The organism is Paraburkholderia sp. BL21I4N1, assembly GCF_002973525.1.
GTDB lineage: Bacteria > Pseudomonadota > Gammaproteobacteria > Burkholderiales > Burkholderiaceae > Paraburkholderia.
The window spans coordinates 556,994-573,315 of the sequence record NZ_PVEN01000003.1 but is presented as its reverse complement, the minus strand read 5'-3'; the positions used below and the strand labels follow the sequence as shown (position 1 = coordinate 573,315).

The following is a 16,322-nucleotide window of genomic DNA, read 5'->3' as shown; positions in this document are numbered from 1 at the left end:
TCCGTGTTTGGCTTGAAGTGTGGTTAGGGAGGTCGAGCGCGCTACGCGCTCAGATGTCCGCTTCCACTTCGTTGCCCTTTTCTTCCAGCCAGCTGCGGCGCGAGGCCGCTTCGCCCTTGCCCATCAGCATGGTCATGCGCGCCACCGTGGCGTCGTAGTCGAGTTCGCCGAGCGCGACCGGCGTGAGACGCCGCGTGTCGGGGTTCATCGTGGTATCCCACAGCTGTTCCGCGCTCATTTCGCCAAGACCCTTGAAGCGGCTGATCGACCACTGCGTGTCGCGCACGCCGTCTTTGCGGAGCTTGTCGAGAATCGCTTCGAGTTCGCCGGCGTCGAGCGCATACAGTTTCTGCGCCGGCTTCTTGCCGCGCGCCGGTGCGTCGACCCGGAACAACGGCGGACGCGCGACGCACACATGCCCGCGTTCGATCAGTTGTGGGAAATGCTTGAAGAACAGCGTGAGCAGCAGCACCTGAATATGCGAACCGTCGACGTCGGCGTCCGACAGAATGCAGATCTTGCCGTAGCGCAGATTCGACAGATCGATCTTGTCGTCCGGGCTATGCGGATCGACGCCGATCGCCACCGAGATATCGTGCACTTCGTTATTGGCGAACAGCCGGTCGCGCTCGGTTTCCCATGTGTTCAGCACCTTGCCGCGCAACGGCAGGATCGCCTGATATTCCTTGTCGCGGCCCATCTTCGCCGAACCGCCCGCCGAATCGCCCTCGACGAGGAACAGCTCGTTGCGGCCGATTTCCGTCGACTCGCAATCGGTCAGCTTGCCCGGCAACACCGCCACGCCCGAGCTCTTGCGCTTCTCGACCTTCTGGCCGGCACGCGTGCGAGCCTGCGCCTGCTTGATGACGAGGTCGGCGAGCTTCTTACCGTGTTCGACGTGCTGATTCAGCCACAACTCCAGCGCCGGCCGCGAGAACGACGACACCAGCTTGACCGCGTCGCGGCTATTCAACCGTTCCTTGATCTGCCCTTGAAATTGCGGATCGAGCACCTTGGCCGACAGCACGAACGAAACGCGCGCGAATACGTCTTCGGCGAGCAGCTTCACGCCCTTCGGCTGCAGATTGTGCATTTCGACGAAGCTCTTCACCGCCTGAAACAGACCGTCGCGCAAGCCGGATTCATGCGTGCCGCCCGCGGGCGTCGGAATCAGGTTCACGTACGACTCGCGCATCAGCGTGCCTTCCTCGCTCCACGCGACGACCCACGACGCGCCCTCGCCTTCCGCGAAGGTCTCTTCGCTCGCGCGCGAGTTGTCGACGAAACGCTCGCCCTCGAACAGCGGGATCAGCAGATCGCTGCCGTTCATGCCTTCGAGCAGATAGCCGCGCAGACCGTCTTCGTATTTCCAGGTTTGCTGTTCGCCGGTTTTCTCGATGATCAGCGTGACTTCGACGCCCGGCAGCAGCACCGCTTTCGAGCGCAGCAGACGCTGCAGTTCGCCGAGCGGCAGGTTCGGCGAGTCGAAGTATTTCGGATTGGCCCACGCGGTGACGCGCGTGCCGGATTTCTTGTCGCCCTTCACGGCGGCGCGCACTTCGAGCTCTTTGGCGACGTCGCCATTGGCGAAGCTCAGATCGGCGACCTTGCCGTCGCGCCACACGGTGACGTCCAGCCGGTTGGACAGCGCGTTGGTGACCGACACGCCGACGCCGTGCAGGCCGCCCGAGAACGTGTACGCGCCGCCAGCGGCTTTGTCGAACTTGCCGCCCGCATGCAGACGCGTGAAGACGATTTCGACGACCGGTACGCCTTCTTCCGGATGCAGGCCGAACGGAATGCCGCGGCCGTCGTCTTCGACGGAGACCGAGTGGTCCGCGTGCAGCGTGACGGTGATTTGCCGGCCGTGGCCACCGAGGGCTTCGTCCGACGCGTTGTCGATGACTTCCTGAATGATGTGCAGCGGATTTTCGGTGCGGGTGTACATCCCGGGCCGTTGCTTGACCGGCTCGAGGCCCTTCAACACCTTGATCGACGCTTCGCTATACGCGGCGTTTGGCTTTTTCGTAGACATGGTTGACTCGGGTGCGGCGGTTCATCGTTGTCCACAGGTCCTGTGGACAGGTCCGTGGACAATGCGTTGACTTTTCAAAAAAAGCGAAACGAAACAACGGGGTTAGGTATCGTGCCCGCCGTGCGGGCAGACCTGTTCGCGGGGTATTTTACTGATTTCGAATCAGGCGGCAATTCACGACGTGCCGGTTTGGCCATCTGGATAAGGCGCGGTGTGGACGAAGACCCCGCCTTGATGTCGACGCGCGACGGCCGGCGGGCGCGCCGCGAACCACAGCGCGCTATGGCGCTGCGCTCACGGACGCCGCCGGCGCGCATCACTTGCGCCGGTTTTCCAGTTCGTCCCAGCGTTCCAGCGCGACCAGCAGTTCTTCGTCGATCGCGGCGTAGCGCTCAGTCAGGCGCGTGCCCTCCTGCGGGTCTTTAGCGAACACGGAACCGTCTTCCAGTTGCGCGCCAATGGTCTTCTGCTCGGCTTCCAGCGCGGCGATCTTCGGCGGCAGCGCCTCCAGTTCGCGCTGCTCCTTGAAAGACAGCTTGGCGGCGCGCTGCGTGTTGCGGGCTGCCGGGTCTTTGGCCGCCGCGGCATCTTTGCCTGCGTCTTTATTGGCTTCCTTCTGTGCGTCCAACGCCATTTGCTGCGAGCGGTCGCGCTGAATCTGCCAGTCAGTGAAGCCGCCGACGTACTCGCGCCACTTGCCGCCGCCTTCCGAGGCGATCACCGAGGTCGCGACGTTATCGAGGAACGCGCGATCGTGGCTGACCAGCAGCACCGTGCCGTCGTATTCGGTGAGCAGTTCTTCGAGCAGTTCGAGCGTGGGAATGTCGAGGTCGTTGGTCGGTTCGTCGAGCACCAGCACGTTGGCCGGCCGCGCGAACAGACGCGCCAGCAGCAGACGGTTACGCTCGCCGCCCGACAGTGACTTGACCGGCGAACGCGCGCGTTCCGGTGCAAACAGGAAGTCGCCGAGATAGCTCATGACGTGCTTCTTCTGGCCGTTGACTTCGACCCATTCGCTGCCCGGGCTGATCGTGTCGGCGAGGCTCTTTTCCAGATCCAGTTGCGCGCGCATCTGGTCGAAATACGCGACCTGCAGATTGGTGCCGACGCGCACCGTGCCTTCGTCCGGCGCCAGTTCGGCGAGGATCATCTTGAGCAGCGTGGTCTTGCCCGCGCCGTTCGGACCCACAAAACCGATCTTGTCGCCGCGCATGACGGTGACCGTGAAGTTGTCGACCACCGTGCGCGAACCGTAGCGCTTGGTCACGTCGGTCAATTCGGCGACGATCTTGCCGGACTTCTCGCCCTGGCCGACGTCGAGCCTGACGTTGCCTTGCAAGTTGCGGCGTTCCGCGCGCTGATTGCGCATTTCCACGAGCCGCGCGATGCGACCGACGCTGCGCGTGCGGCGCGCCTCGACGCCTTTGCGGATCCACACTTCTTCCTGCGCGAGGAGCTTGTCGAACTTGGCCGCCTCGACCTGTTCGATTTCGAGTTGCTGCGCCTTGCGCGTCTGATAGGCGGAGAAATTGCCCGGATACGACAGCAGACGGCCGCGATCCAGATCGACGATACGCGTGGCGACGCGGTCGAGAAACGCGCGGTCGTGGGTGATGAAGAACAGGCCCGCGCGCAGCGACACCAGCAGGTCTTCGAGCCAGCGAATGCCTTCGAAATCCAGGTGGTTGGTCGGCTCGTCGAGCAGCAGCACGTCCGGCTGCACGACCAGCGCGCGCGCCAGCGCCACGCGCTTTTGCATGCCGCCCGACAGCGAACCGACGCGCGCTTCGCCGTTCAGGCCGATCTGCTGCAGCGTGGTGGCTACGCGCGTGCTCCAGTTCCACGCGTCCACCGAATCCAGCGACGATTGCAGCGTGTTCATGCGGTCCATCAGCGCGTCGTGCTCCGCGCCTTCCGGCTCGTCGGCAAGCTGATTGGCGACCACGTCGTATTCGTCGAGCAGCGAACGGGCGTGCGCGAGGCCCGCGGCGACCGCCTCGAACACCGTGTCGTCGGTATCGAATTCGGGCTCCTGCGGCACGTAGACCGTGGTCAGGTTCTGCTGACGCGTGACGAGACCGTCGTCAGGCTTGGTCAGATCCGCGACGATCTTGAGCAGCGACGACTTGCCGGCGCCGTTACGGCCGATCAGCCCAACGCGCTCGCCCGCTTCGAGAGAAAAATCCGCGTGATCGAGCAACGCGACGTGACCGAACGCAAGTTGCGCCCCGGTAATGGTGTAAAGCGACATGGAGAATTGGAGAAAACAGCGATGAGTCGGAACTGCCCATTGTACCGGGCGCGCGGGGCGGTGCCTGTATGGCGGAAGAGATAGGCTGTTTGGCGGACTTGTGAAACGCGGAGCGGTCGACCAAGCGGCCTGAGCGGCCTTGCGGGGCCGGTTCGGCGGGTGTGCCGAACCGGCCGGCTCGTGCGGCGCGCGATTACTTCACGTGCACCGTGATGGTCTTGCTCATTTCCGGACCGTACGAACGGTGCATGCCGTCGCCGAATTGCAGCGTCAGCGTGTGGTCGCCCGGCGGCAGCGTCAGATCGGTCTCGGTCTGGCCCTTGCCGAAATGCAGCGACTTGTCGGTGGCGGGAATCACCTCGCCCTTGGGCAGCGGCTGACCGTCGATCAACAGATGATGATGGCCAGTACCCTCGGTCATCGTGCCGGCCGGCGCGATCTTCATGCCCTCGACGGCGAACACCACGTGCACGGGATTACTGACGGTCGCACCGTCCGCCGGCTGCACGAACGACACGCCCGCCGCCTGCGCCACGCCCGACACGGCGAGCAATCCAGCCAATGCAGCACCTGCCAACCATTTGTTTTTGAACATCGTTTTTCTCCTGTTGGAAACGAAAATGATGCGCGGGCCGAGCCGTCGACGCCGGCCTGGCGGTCTGTGGCCGATCGTCGCAACGCGCGCCGGCTGCCCGGCGCGGCTGTCTAAACGACGGGCTGCGAATCAGAGCATACACGCTGTTCGTGACCGGATTCGCAGGTAAGTCGCGGGTCATTCAGCCGTCGGGGGCGGGCTGCCGCCGGCGCTTTGCGGCGCCGCAGCGTCGGTAGTTTTCGGCCGATTTGACAAATTCCGGTAATATTGCGGGTCGCCGCCGTGCCCAAAAAAGGGGCAGACGGGCGGATCATTGCATTGAATAGAGAGAAGAGTACGTCGTGAGCGAAGTAATTGAAGTGACTGAATATAAGAGTTGGGTCTGCCTGATTTGCGGCTGGATCTACAACGAGGAAGAAGGCATCCCCGAAGAAGGCATCGCGCCCGGCACGCGCTTCGCCGCGATTCCGGAAGACTGGCGCTGCCCGCTTTGTGATGTGGGTAAGGCGGAGTTTGCGGTGGTGGAGTTTTGAAGGTGGAGTGGTCTGCTCGTTTGGGTGAGCTTTGAGTTTTGAGTTTTGCCTGGACGCGCTGTGAAGGTGGCGCGACGGCGCGGTGGTTCTGACGGTTCAGCAGGGGTTGCCCGCTGGGCCGTTTTGCGTTTTGGGGTGGGTTTTTCGCGGCTTGGCGTGGGGTCGGCGCGGCCCTCCTCGCGATCGGGTCGGTTTGATATACTCTGCGCTCGCTGGTGAAGTTGACTCGCTCGATCCCACAGTGCGTGATAAGGCTGCGAAGGTCGAAGCGATCTGGTCCGATTCGGTCCCTCTCCCTGTAGTTCAATGGATAGAACAAGTGCCTCCTAAGCGCTAGATACAGGTTCGATTCCTGTCAGGGGGACCAACTAGCGTCCCAGCGTCACCCAAGTTTGCCTAAGAAAGCCCCGTATGCCCTGCGCTGCGGGGCTTTTTGTTGCCATCATTGCGCAAGGTTGCCCAATTACTACCTAAGTTAGTTGGAGGCATCATTGGGGATATAGACTGGTGCCCCCGCGCGGTGCCAAAGCAATCGGTTGCATCAGAGCGTACACGACTGCAGAATCCGGCAGACACCGAGGGCCAAATATGAAAATGAAAACAGCCTTGACGGCGCTGACCGTGCTCGCCGCATGCACAACGGTCACGGATGTCACGCCGGCCGGCGACGGCAACTACACTGTCACGACGCAGGTCCGCGGCGGCATGACCCCGTGGGGCGAGATCAAAGCGACGAGTCTGAAGCGCGCCGACGAATATTGCCGTGGCCAGGGAAAGCAGATGCATCAGGTCGACATGCAGACGCACGGCGTGCGGGGATGGTCGCCACAGGAGGCGGAACTCGTTTTTTCATGCACCTGACCCAGCACCGACCGCGCGAGATAACGCGGACGACTTGAATTCGGAAACGAACACTTGGGACGGTCGTAACAAGGGGCAAACGATAGGGGAAGCAGTTAGGGCGCGGATTATTTGGTACTGGCTCGAGCAACGCATGCCGGTGCCGCGTTGGTACCGCATGCGGTAGTTGCGAAAGCATTTGAATTTCAGCCTCGCCGGAAATCTAAAGCATGCAGATGCAGACGAGAGGTACACGCTAAAAGTCATATGGCACGACTGGACCGTGCGGCTCGCTACGCTTTCCGAAGAGGAGGATGCGGCGACTTGTTGCTGTACTGCACTCTGCACCCACCCTTCCGGACGCAGCTTGCGACTATTGAATCTTCCACACCGTCGCGATGCACGAAGTAAATGCCAGCTGCCACCGTTAGCACGCCATCAGCGCTTCGATCGGGTATCACGTTACCTGTCGAGTCAAAGAGGCATTTGTCGATGCGTATTTTGGGCCGTGGGCTCTGCAATAACGCGACCAACAGGAGCGCGAAGCCCATAAAAAATCCGGCGAATGCCATGCTCCGGTAGATTTCTGCCCTTCTATCTGCAATCGTCTTCACGCCGTCGCCCCGGATTTTTATCCGCCGAAGCATGACCTGAGTTCTCACGATGTGCAAGAGTCGTTAAGCCGCTGAGTGGGAAGCTCGGTGGTCAACAGATACGGGCGTGGACTCCACGCAAAGAACAGCCCGTTTTCGCATGTTCCTGTGTGCCGCACCTCGTTCAAAAATAGGCCATCCAGTAATGCGTATAGGCCATGAAGCGCATCCCAGCAGTATCTACGACGAAGCGGCTCCGGGTTGCCGAATTGTTGACTTGCAGCCGCAGGGTCGACAGCGTGGCTCGAACGGTAGGCATGTCCGTTGATACGATTCGCCGCTAAAGGCTATCCTCGATGCGAGCGGTGTTGACGCCCGCGTGGACAACGAAGTCGGTGGCCGAAAGCCTGTATCCCGCACGTGGATCGCGAAGGCCGTACAAGGCTCTCCACGCCGCCACGGCTTCGATGCCGACGCACTTACCAGACTGTTCACTGACGGCTGCCGCCTGGACTACCGATCGCCCGGCCTGCAGGACCGAGTTGCGCGGCAACTAGGCGTCGCGAATGTTTCCAGGACGCTTCAGAATCGCTGGCGACGTGCGCGCTCCTCATCCAGATAGATGACTTCGGCTCTGGCCTCAACATGCGAGCGGCGGGTCGTCACTAGCCTGACGCTTACCGCGCGCTTGAGACGGTCACCGCGCGCAAAATACCAGGCGCCTAGTGCGAGCAGAACCGGGAGCATGCCGAAGAGACGGGCCTGAGACTGGAAGTCGTTAATGATGGTCATTTTGCATTACCTCGATATGGCAATCGTATCGCCGAGGCAGGTCCCGTATTGTGGTTTTTTGTAGTTCGTTCGCATCACTTGCGGCGTCCCGCTAATCGATAAAAAACGGGTTGCGGCGATGATTGTTGCCGCCCGTTCGAGACACACGCCACTTGCTCACAGCGTCGACACAAAGAATGTCGGACAATTGGCACGCGACGTCCGTACGTTCGCGCTCACAGCCTTGCCGCAACGGGAGGATGCATGGAAGAACGCCAGGTGCACCGCGGTTTCTCAATCGTCGTTACAACTCACGACGACCCGACGGGCGGATCCAACGTCACGCTACTCATCGAGCGGGTGCCTATCAGCGGCGAGCATGTTCGAGGTACGGCCACGATGCCTGAACCCGAGCACTATCGGTCATTGCTTACTGGGCCGGCTGCGATGGGAGAGGCAATCGAGCGCGCGAAGCATGCGATTGACGACGCGCTGGGAGACCGGGACCCGCTTGATGACGGGTAGGGATTTGCTGTATTTGCGATCAGCAGCCGGACTAAGGGTCGCCGATCGGGCACGGCGTATGCACGAAGCACCTACTGCGCGGCTGATGGTCCGTGCCGGGCAACGGAGAGCCAACGGCTCCAAGCGGTACACCATCAATCGCTGTCGCAGCCGACAGAGTGGTTACAGTGCCGCGTTTCGAACCGATCCGCCCTCTCATCAACGTCCCAGCCTCACCCAAGTTCCACCTAGGAAAGCCCCGTACGCCTTGCGCTGCGGGGCTTTTTATTGCCACTATTGTTCACACTACCCACCCCAGCCAAGACGCTCCTGGGGGTACCGCCAGAGACATCACCAAATAAAAATGTCCAAATCGCAAAGGTTCGAGCGTCATTGGTCAGGTGGAGCAAATTGCCCGCCGACAACCCAACCCATGACGGAGATTCACGATGCAATACATGCTGATGCTCTATGCGAATGAAGGCGGCTGGAACAGCCTGACGAAGACCGAACAGGAACAGGGCGTGGCGGCTTATGCCGCATACACAGAGGCATTGAAGAAAGCAGGCGCGCTTGTGGCCGGTGGCCGTCTGCAGCCCACAGCGACGGCAACGACCGTCCGTATCGCGGACGGCAAGTCGCAGGTGCTCGACGGCCCCTACGTGGAGTCGAAAGAGCAACTGGGCGGCTACTACCTCATCGACGTGCCCAATCTCGACGCCGCCCTCTCGTGGGCGTCGCGCTGCCCGACCGCGAGTCACGGCGTGGTCGAGGTGCGGCCGCTTTGGCACGCGGCAGGCTGAGCTGAGCAATGAAACGCGTCTCAGGCGAGGTCTAAACGCATGAACTTGCCTGACAAAGACGACAACATGAACGCGCGCGACACCGCCGACGCTGTCGCGCGCCGCAGCTTCGGCAAACTCGTCGCCTTTCTCGCAGCGCGTACGCGGGACGTGGCAACGGCCGAAGACGCGCTATCGGAAGCATTTGCGTCGGCGCTGGCCACCTGGCCGCACAACGGTTGTCCGTCGAATCCGGAAGCGTGGCTTCTCACCGTCGCGCACCGCAAGATGATCGATCTCGCCAGGCGCCGCCGCACCGGCGAGGCGGCTGCCGTGCAATTGCTGCTCCTCGGCCCGGAGTTCGACGACGGCGCGGCGGAAGTCGGCATCCCCGACGATCGTCTCCCGCTGATGTTCGCCTGCACGCATCCGGCAATCGAGGCGGCCATCCGCGCACCGCTGATGCTGCAAGTAGTCCTCGGGCTCGATGCGAAGATGATCGCATCGGCGTTTCTCATGTCGCCGGCCGCCATGGGCAAGCGTCTCGTGCGAGCCAAAAACAAGATTCGCGAGGCGGGCATTCCGTTCAGCGTCCCCGAGCGCGAGGAACTTGCCGGCCGGCTCGACAGCGTGCTGGACGCCATCTATGCGGCCTTCACGGAGGGCTGGACAGATCCGGGCGGCACCGACGTCGCCCGCCGCGACCTCACTCACGAAGCCCTATTTCTGGCGCGGCTCGTGGCCGGACTGCTGCCGCGGGAAGCGGAAGCGCTGGGACTGCTTGCCTTCATGCTGCATGCGCAGGCAAGACGTCGCGCGCGGCGCAGCGAAGACGGGGAATACGTACCACTGGCCGAGCAGGATCCGGCGCTCTGGGACGGGCCAATGATCGACGAGGCCGAAGCGCTCCTACAGCATGCAAGCGCGCTGGGTTCGATCGGGCGATACCAGCTCGAAGGGGCGCTGCAGTCGGCGCATGTTCATCGGCGCCGTACCGGACAGGCCGACTGGGCCGCAATGGTGCAGCTTTACGAGGCGCTCGCGCGGCTCACCGGCTCACCGGTGGTCGCGATCAACCGGGCGCTCGCCGTCGCGGAACTGCAAGGCGCGCACGCCGGCCTGATCACGATGCAGCAGGTGGCCGCCGACGCACGGCTCGCGCAATATCAACCGTACTGGGCGGCGCGCGCGGAACTGCTGGCGCGAACCGGCGCGCATCGCGAAGCGCGCGATGCCTACGACATGGCGATCGGCCTCGAACGCGACCCGGCGGTCCGCCGCTTCCTGCAGCGGCGTCAGGCTGGATTGGCGAATTGATCTGCTATCGGCCGATACCGCGCTTACGTCCCCGTTGCTCGAGGACATTCGGACAATCGCGCTCTCACCACACTCATCGAACCTATCCGCGCCAGGCGCCGCGCCCCTCCTCCTTACTCGCGCGCGACGGGCGTGAAGCCATAGCGCGTCAACACGTCCTGCGCGGCGGGACTCATCAGATACAGCGCAAGCCGATAGGCAGCATCGCGCGTGGCGGCGTTCTGCCGCGACTCGATAACGGTCATGCCATAGTCGGCGGCAATGGCTAGCTCCGTCGGCAGTTCGACCTGCGTCAGCGTCGTATCGGGCGTCGGCTCATGCGAGCTGCAATAGCCGATGAACACGTCGATACGTCGCGTCGTCATGAAGTATTTGACCGGATTCTGACCGGCCGGCACTTGCGGGGCGACGGCGCCGCCCACCAACTGCTGCGCCTTCGCTTCGAGCGTTTGGGTCGCGCCCGGGCGCACGGTGCCGGCTTTGGCAAACAGCGCCCACGCGTAGTCGCCGCCCGGATCCGACTTCGGCGTCGACGTGCCGATCTTGACGTTCGGATCGAGCAACTTGTCGAGCAGGTTGCCGGTCGTCAGTCCGACGTCCGGACGCGCCTCCACGCACAGCCGGTTTCTCGCGAAGACCACGGTGGGCGCCGCGTTGCCTTCCGCCGTCAGTCGTTGCGGATGCGCCATGTTCGCGGAAACGAAAATGTCCGCCTTGGCCAAGTGCTCTATCTTGTCGAGGAGCATGCCGGCCGGCCCGCTGACGAGTTCGATCGCCTGCCCCGTCTCGCTCGTGTATTGACGCGTGATGGCGCCGAGCGCGCCGCTCATGCTGCCGGCCGTATAGATCGTGATAGCCTGCGCCGCGGATGCCTGCTGCGCCGAGGCAAGGCACGCGTGCATGGTCAGAACGGATGGCAGCAGCGTGCTGAGCAGAAGGGATTGCGTTTTTTTCATGTTTAAAGGTCGAACTGGATGGATGCGCGAACGGTGCGCGGGGCGCCGAGTGTGGCGGTGCCGCTGTCGCTGCCGGTGTAACCGCTCTGGCCGGCCGGCGTGATGTTGGCCCAGTAGTGCCGGTTGGCGACGTTGTCGACACCGATCCGCAGCGTCACGGCTTTGGCGGCGATTTTCGTGCGGTACCGCGCGCCGAGATTGAAGATCGTGTAACCGTCGACGTAGTCACTGTTCGAATAGTTGGCCGCGCGGCGGCTCGCATAGTTCATGTCGACGTTAAAGCCGAGGCCGGCCACCGTGGGCACCGAGTAATCCACCAGCGCGTCGAACACCACGCGCGACAGGCCGAGAATCTGCGTGCCGTTGGTAGCGGCGACTCCGGTGTTGTGCAGACGCGGATCCAGCAGCGAAAGTCCGGTATAGATGTTGAGATCGCGGGTCACGGCGCCCGTTGCGGTCAGTTCGATCCCACGGTTGACCTGCTGGCCTCCTTCGGCGAAAACATTGTTCGATTCCACCAGCGCGTAGGGCCGTTCGATACGATACAGCGCGGCGCCGAGCGTCGCGCCCGCAACGTCGACCTTGTAGCCGAGCTCCCATTCCTTGCTTCGGTACGGCGCGAGGGAATTGCCCGCGTTCAGCGTGCCCGACGGCGCGATATCGCCTTGCTGCAGGCTGTCCGCATACGTGAGGTACGCGGTCATGTTGTCCTGTGGCTTGTACATCAGGCTAACGGTCGGACTGACGCCGTCGGCGGTGTATTTGCTCGTGATCGCCCCTTTGGCGTTGTAGTTCTCGGCGTGGATCCAGCTTTGACTGGCCGCCAGCAGCATCGACCAGTGTCGGTTGAAACCGATCGTGTCGCCGACGTTGATCGCTTGCTGGAACGTGCTGACGGAACGGTAGCGATGCGAGAAGTCAGGCAACGCCGGCTGGGCGAAACTCGCCGGATTGCCGAGGTTGCCGGTGCCGAGCGTGATGGCACCGGTTTGATAAGGCGTATACCGATTCCAGTAAAAGCCCGTGGTGGAGACGAACACGTCGTGGGTCAACCCGGCGAGCACGACGTGCCCGTTCAACGCGATCGTATTGCTGATCACCTGGTCGAGGCTGTACGTGGTCGTCGCCGTCGTTTCGGTATAAGCGCCCTTGTTGTTGGTGAGCGTGAGCGTCGGCACCGTCGAAGCGCGGTCGCTCGTCTCGCGCTGCACGCCGGCGCTCAAGTGCCAGTCCGCATTGAAGTCGTGCTTCAGCGTGGCGCTCATCATATTCGTGACGTTGTCGTCACCGGCCCATGACTGGCCATAGCCGAGCGTCGACGGGTTCGGCGCGGCGGGCAACAACACGTTCTTCGCCAACGCGAACGTCCCGGGGAAGCCGGTGTCCAGGTAGTGGTACGTGCTGAAGTTGGTTTCGAGCCGGGTATCCGGCGTGAACCGGATATCGAAAGCGAGGCTTGCCAGGTCACGGCGCAGGCGGCTGCCTGAGACATAACCCTCGCCATTCTGGTTGAGCAGGTTGAGCCGGTAGCCGAAACGATCGTCGTTGCCGAAGTGCCCGCTGAGATCCGCGCGCTCGGTGAACAACGCGTTCGACTCGTAGCCGAACGTGAATTCGCGCAGCGGTTGGTCGGTCGGCCGCTTGAGCACGTAGTTGAACGTGCCGGCCGGGCTGGCCGGTCCGTAGAGCGCCCCGGCGAGACCGTTCAGCACCTGGATGCTCTCGAACTGCTCGATCGGGTAATCGGTCGTCGCGGCGATGTTCATGCCGTCGATGCGCGTGTTCTGCACCACGCCGGCCTGCATGCCCCGTGTTTGCGGGCGGATATTCAGCCCCTGCACCGAGGCGATGAAGCCGAACGCCTCCTGCACGCTGCGCAGTTGCTGATTCTCAGCCAGCGACCTGGGGATGACGTTGATCGAATACGGCGTGTCGAGCAGGTTTTTCTTGCCCAGCGGCCCGACTACCGCCTGATCGACCTGATACGAAGGGTAAAGGGTGGGCTTGATGCCGGTGACGACGATCGGGGTCAGTTGAGCGTCGGAATCCTGCGCGTAGGCCGGGACGGTCGCCACGCCGCCTGCGGACAAGACGGCAAGCATGCTTAGGGTACAGCGGGAAGGTGATGTCATTAAAATTGCCGTTACGAAATATTGCGGTTCGCAATATTCGGCGAAATATAGCGGGGTGCGCGAGTTCTCGTAAGAGCTCTGGTGCAAATAGTTGAAATAGCATAAAAATTGAGCGGGTCGAGCGAAGGCGCCGTCAGCCGCGCTACGATCCGCAATACCTCGATCGAGACGAACCAGATGGAACTTTGGATTCAACCCTGCGCCGCATGCGCCAACCTGCACGGCCAGCCGTCGCTCGCCGATCCGCACGACGAGTTGCTGCTCGACGGGGTCGACTGGCAGGAAGGTCAGCGCGCGGCGGAGAAATACACATGCGCACGATGCAGTGGCGTGATGGGCCGCGTGCTGATGGGCAAGCCGGCGCGGCAGCTTTGGACGTTAATGAACGCGGGGCAGCATTGAGTCCGGCGCTAGCTAATCGCTCGCGGCTGGGCTTGGCATCCCCTTGGCGGCGAGTACCCGATTGCGCCCGCTCGTCTTTGCTTCATACAACGCCTTGTCCGCGACGAGGATCAGCTCGGTAGGCTCACTCGCGCCCCGAGTCGGGACTCGGGCGGCGACTCCTGCGCTGATCGTGACAAAACCAGCGGGGCCGCCCGCATGTTCGATTTCCAGATCACGAATAGCGCCGCGGATTTTGTCCGCGATCGCGACGGCATGCGCCACGTCCGTGTTAGGCAGAAGCACCGCGATCTCTTCTCCGCCATAGCGGGCGGCAAGATCGCCAGGACGTCGGGCCGTCAGATCCCGGATGACGCGACTGATGGTTCGCAGACATTCGTCGCCGGCTGCATGTCCGTAGATGTCGTTGTATTGCTTGAAGCAATCGACATCCATCATGATCAGCGCCAACGCGCTCGCATGACGTGTGGCGCGGCTGAATTCGTTGTGTAACGAGACATCGAACTGGCGGCGGTTCGCCAGCCCCGTCAGGCCGTCCTGCATCGCGAGTCGCTCAAGCGTCTGATTCAGCTTTTCGAGGGAAGCGTGTGTCCTGGTCAGCTCCGCTTCGGCCTGGGTTCGCAGTTCGATCTGCCGAATCAGGTGCCAACCGAACAGTCCCACCACGAAGACAAGACACAACACGCCCGCGGAATGCCAAAGCGTGTCACGCCACCATTCATGCAAAATCTCGTCCTTGGATAAGGCCGCGGCCACAAAGACCGGATAGTGCTGAAGACCACGAAAACTGTTGAGCCGCGTGATGCCGTCCTGCGCCGACTTGATGAAAGCCGTCCCGACCGGGCCCTGCGTCGCGTAGGAACTGTATAGCGCGGTTCCACGCATGCTCTTGCCAATCAGTTTTACATCGAACGGGCGGCGAATGAGCATTTCGCCGCTATTCAATACGAGGGCAACGGCCCCGGCGTTGCCGATCTGAAGACTGTCGTAGAACGTCTTGAAGAAATCAATATCGACGGTGGCCAACACGACGCCGCCGAAACGGCCGTCCGGCTTATTGATTCTTCTTGAAACGGGAATGACCCACTTGCCACTCGATCGACTGACGACCGGGACGCCGATGTGCGGACCCATATCAGTGGAATGTTGATGAAAGATAAAATATTCGCGGTCGGCGTTATTGAATCGATCGAGTGGCGTCGACGTCGAATTGACGATCCAGACGCCGTTTTCGTCGTAGACGAACAGACCGGCGAGTTGAGGAAGCTCCTGCCGGCGCATTACCAGAATGTCGTGCAGTCGTTGAAGAGCGGCCGGGCCGGTACCGTCGTGCTCCACGCGCTCGACGATGCCCAACAACGCCGTGTCTGCTTCCTTGAAGGTGTCGTCGGCCTGCTGAGCCATGCCCCGCGAGAGATTCGAGGTCGCGACGTCCATTTCGCCCAATTGGACTGACCGCGCATTCCAGCTCCGCCAACCATCGAGCGCGACAAGGGACAAACAGACAACCGCCACGAAAGCGATCGCCCGCCAGATAATGGACGGTCGATTCAGAATCAAACTAGTCTCCGTAGACAGCTTGTCAACAATTGGCGACGCCGCAGGTCAAGCAGCAAAAGTCACGCACGCCGCTAATGTATGCAGAGTATATCGAGAACCCTGTGCATAACTTGCCGGTCGGGGTCTGCTGTATCAGTAACTGAGATTCTCCGAGCACGCACCGAGCTGCCGAAACCCATAACGACCTGTGCACATCCCGCACAGGTTATGTCGCGCACGCAGCGTTGTTGCCCGGCGTGGCCAACCCTAGACTGAATTCCTCTCCAAGCACGTCCTCGAAAGGAATCGTCATGTCCACGCCCACGCTTCGTCATCTCCTCGGCGCCACCGCGCCAGCTTCGCTGCCCGCTCGCGCCACCGCATTACTGGCGATCGACTTCCAGAACGAATACTTCACCGGCACACTGCCTATCCCAAACGGCGCGGCAGCTTTGCGGCACGCACGCGCGCTCGTCGATCATGCCGACCGTCACGGCTGGCGCGTGGTTCACGTGCAGCACATCGCGCCCGCTGATTCCCCGCTGTTCGCCGTCGGCAGCCGCAACGTCAAGATCCACGCCGACATGCAACCGAAGCCCCATCACCACACGATCGGCAAAAGCACCGTCAGCGTATTTGCGAGTACGGATCTCGCGCAAACGCTGACGACCGAAGGCATCACCCATATTGTGATTTGCGGACTCATGACGCACGCCTGTATCGCCGGCGCCGCGAGAGACGCCGTGCCGGCCGGCTTCGAAGTGATCGTGGCCGCCGACGCCTGTGCGACTCGCGACATCACCGTCGACCGCGACCTGCACGTCGGGCACGACGCATTGCATCGATCCGCTCTGGCCGAAATCGCGGATACCTTCGGTTCGGTGATGAGCACGGGTGACGTACTGGCGCTAGCTGTCCAATAATCACAACGTTACGGAGACGACTCTCGCACCAGGCGGGAGTTAAGCTCATGATAGGATCGACCGCCGCGGCATCATGCGTGGCGGCCGTGTGCCGCCGAGGTAGAGATCGAGCGGAACGCACAGTACGGCTCAGGCGCAAAGAGACGGCC

14 protein-coding genes and 1 tRNA gene are annotated in these 16,322 nt (G+C 62.2%); 8 read left to right on the top strand and 7 right to left on the bottom strand.

What is annotated here, in order from left to right; all coding sequences use genetic code 11:
* Positions 1-49: 49 nt before the first annotated feature.
* From parE to B0G83_RS12050, 3 genes are all read right to left on the bottom strand, one after another.
* Positions 50-2,035, bottom strand: a complete 1,986-nt coding sequence (gene parE, locus B0G83_RS12060) for a DNA topoisomerase IV subunit B (RefSeq protein WP_105507628.1) — start codon at positions 2,033-2,035, stop codon at positions 50-52.
* 316 nt (positions 2,036-2,351) lie between these two features.
* The gene (locus tag B0G83_RS12055; protein WP_105507627.1) at positions 2,352-4,286 is read right to left on the bottom strand and encodes an ATP-binding cassette domain-containing protein; all 1,935 of its coding nucleotides are present in this window, start codon (positions 4,284-4,286) and stop codon (positions 2,352-2,354) included.
* Between the two features lie 193 nt (positions 4,287-4,479).
* Entirely contained in the window at positions 4,480-4,881 is a 402-nt protein-coding gene (locus B0G83_RS12050) for a DUF4399 domain-containing protein (RefSeq protein WP_105507626.1), read from the bottom strand.
* Positions 4,882-5,222: 341 nt separating this feature from the next.
* Between B0G83_RS12050 and B0G83_RS12045 the strand changes: the two genes are divergently transcribed.
* The 3 genes from B0G83_RS12045 (at position 5,223) to B0G83_RS12035 (ending at position 6,275) form a co-directional block, all read left to right on the top strand.
* A complete protein-coding gene (locus tag B0G83_RS12045; RefSeq protein WP_105507625.1) occupies positions 5,223-5,414 on the top strand; it encodes a rubredoxin in 192 nt (63 codons plus the stop codon).
* A 292-nt stretch (positions 5,415-5,706) separates the two neighbouring features.
* Positions 5,707-5,781: transfer RNA gene (locus B0G83_RS12040), tRNA-Arg, on the top strand.
* A 239-nt stretch (positions 5,782-6,020) separates the two neighbouring features.
* Positions 6,021-6,275: a hypothetical protein gene (locus tag B0G83_RS12035; protein WP_258167869.1), complete on the top strand. Its 255-nt coding sequence runs from the start codon at positions 6,021-6,023 to the stop codon at positions 6,273-6,275.
* 1,154 nt (positions 6,276-7,429) lie between these two features.
* Here B0G83_RS12035 and B0G83_RS12025 read toward each other — a convergent pair.
* On the bottom strand, positions 7,430-7,639 hold the full coding sequence (locus tag B0G83_RS12025; RefSeq protein ID WP_105507623.1) for a hypothetical protein: 210 nt from the start codon (positions 7,637-7,639) through the stop codon (positions 7,430-7,432).
* Between the two features lie 243 nt (positions 7,640-7,882).
* Between B0G83_RS12025 and B0G83_RS12020 the strand changes: the two genes are divergently transcribed.
* From B0G83_RS12020 to B0G83_RS12010, 3 genes are all read left to right on the top strand, one after another.
* Positions 7,883-8,143, top strand: coding sequence for a hypothetical protein (locus B0G83_RS12020; protein ID WP_105507622.1), 261 nt, complete (start codon positions 7,883-7,885; stop codon positions 8,141-8,143).
* Between the two features lie 428 nt (positions 8,144-8,571).
* Positions 8,572-8,925, top strand: a complete 354-nt coding sequence (locus B0G83_RS12015) for a YciI family protein (RefSeq protein ID WP_105507621.1) — start codon at positions 8,572-8,574, stop codon at positions 8,923-8,925.
* Positions 8,926-8,964: 39 nt separating this feature from the next.
* Positions 8,965-10,221, top strand: coding sequence for an RNA polymerase sigma factor (locus B0G83_RS12010; RefSeq protein WP_105507620.1), 1,257 nt, complete (start codon positions 8,965-8,967; stop codon positions 10,219-10,221).
* A 113-nt stretch (positions 10,222-10,334) separates the two neighbouring features.
* Here B0G83_RS12010 and modA read toward each other — a convergent pair whose 3' ends face one another.
* Positions 10,335-11,177, bottom strand: a complete 843-nt coding sequence (modA, locus tag B0G83_RS12005; protein WP_105507619.1) for a molybdate ABC transporter substrate-binding protein — start codon at positions 11,175-11,177, stop codon at positions 10,335-10,337.
* A gap of 2 nt (positions 11,178-11,179) precedes the next feature.
* Positions 11,180-13,279 carry a TonB-dependent siderophore receptor gene (locus B0G83_RS12000; RefSeq protein WP_105507618.1) on the bottom strand — a complete coding sequence of 700 codons (2,100 nt, stop codon included), beginning with the start codon at positions 13,277-13,279 and terminating at the stop codon, positions 11,180-11,182.
* Positions 13,280-13,486: 207 nt separating this feature from the next.
* Here B0G83_RS12000 and B0G83_RS11995 point away from each other — a divergent pair, with 207 nt between their 5' ends.
* Positions 13,487-13,711 (top strand): hypothetical protein, encoded by a 225-nt coding sequence (locus tag B0G83_RS11995; protein WP_105507711.1) that lies wholly within the window; start codon positions 13,487-13,489, stop codon positions 13,709-13,711.
* 12 nt (positions 13,712-13,723) lie between these two features.
* On the opposite strand, the gene B0G83_RS11990 is transcribed toward B0G83_RS11995, so the two are convergent.
* Positions 13,724-15,268 carry a GGDEF domain-containing protein gene (locus B0G83_RS11990; RefSeq protein ID WP_105507710.1) on the bottom strand — a complete coding sequence of 515 codons (1,545 nt, stop codon included), beginning with the start codon at positions 15,266-15,268 and terminating at the stop codon, positions 13,724-13,726.
* A 293-nt stretch (positions 15,269-15,561) separates the two neighbouring features.
* On the opposite strand from B0G83_RS11990, the gene B0G83_RS11985 reads away from it, so the two are divergent.
* Positions 15,562-16,173: a cysteine hydrolase family protein gene (locus tag B0G83_RS11985; protein ID WP_105507617.1), complete on the top strand. Its 612-nt coding sequence runs from the start codon at positions 15,562-15,564 to the stop codon at positions 16,171-16,173.
* Positions 16,174-16,322: the final 149 nt, after the last annotated feature.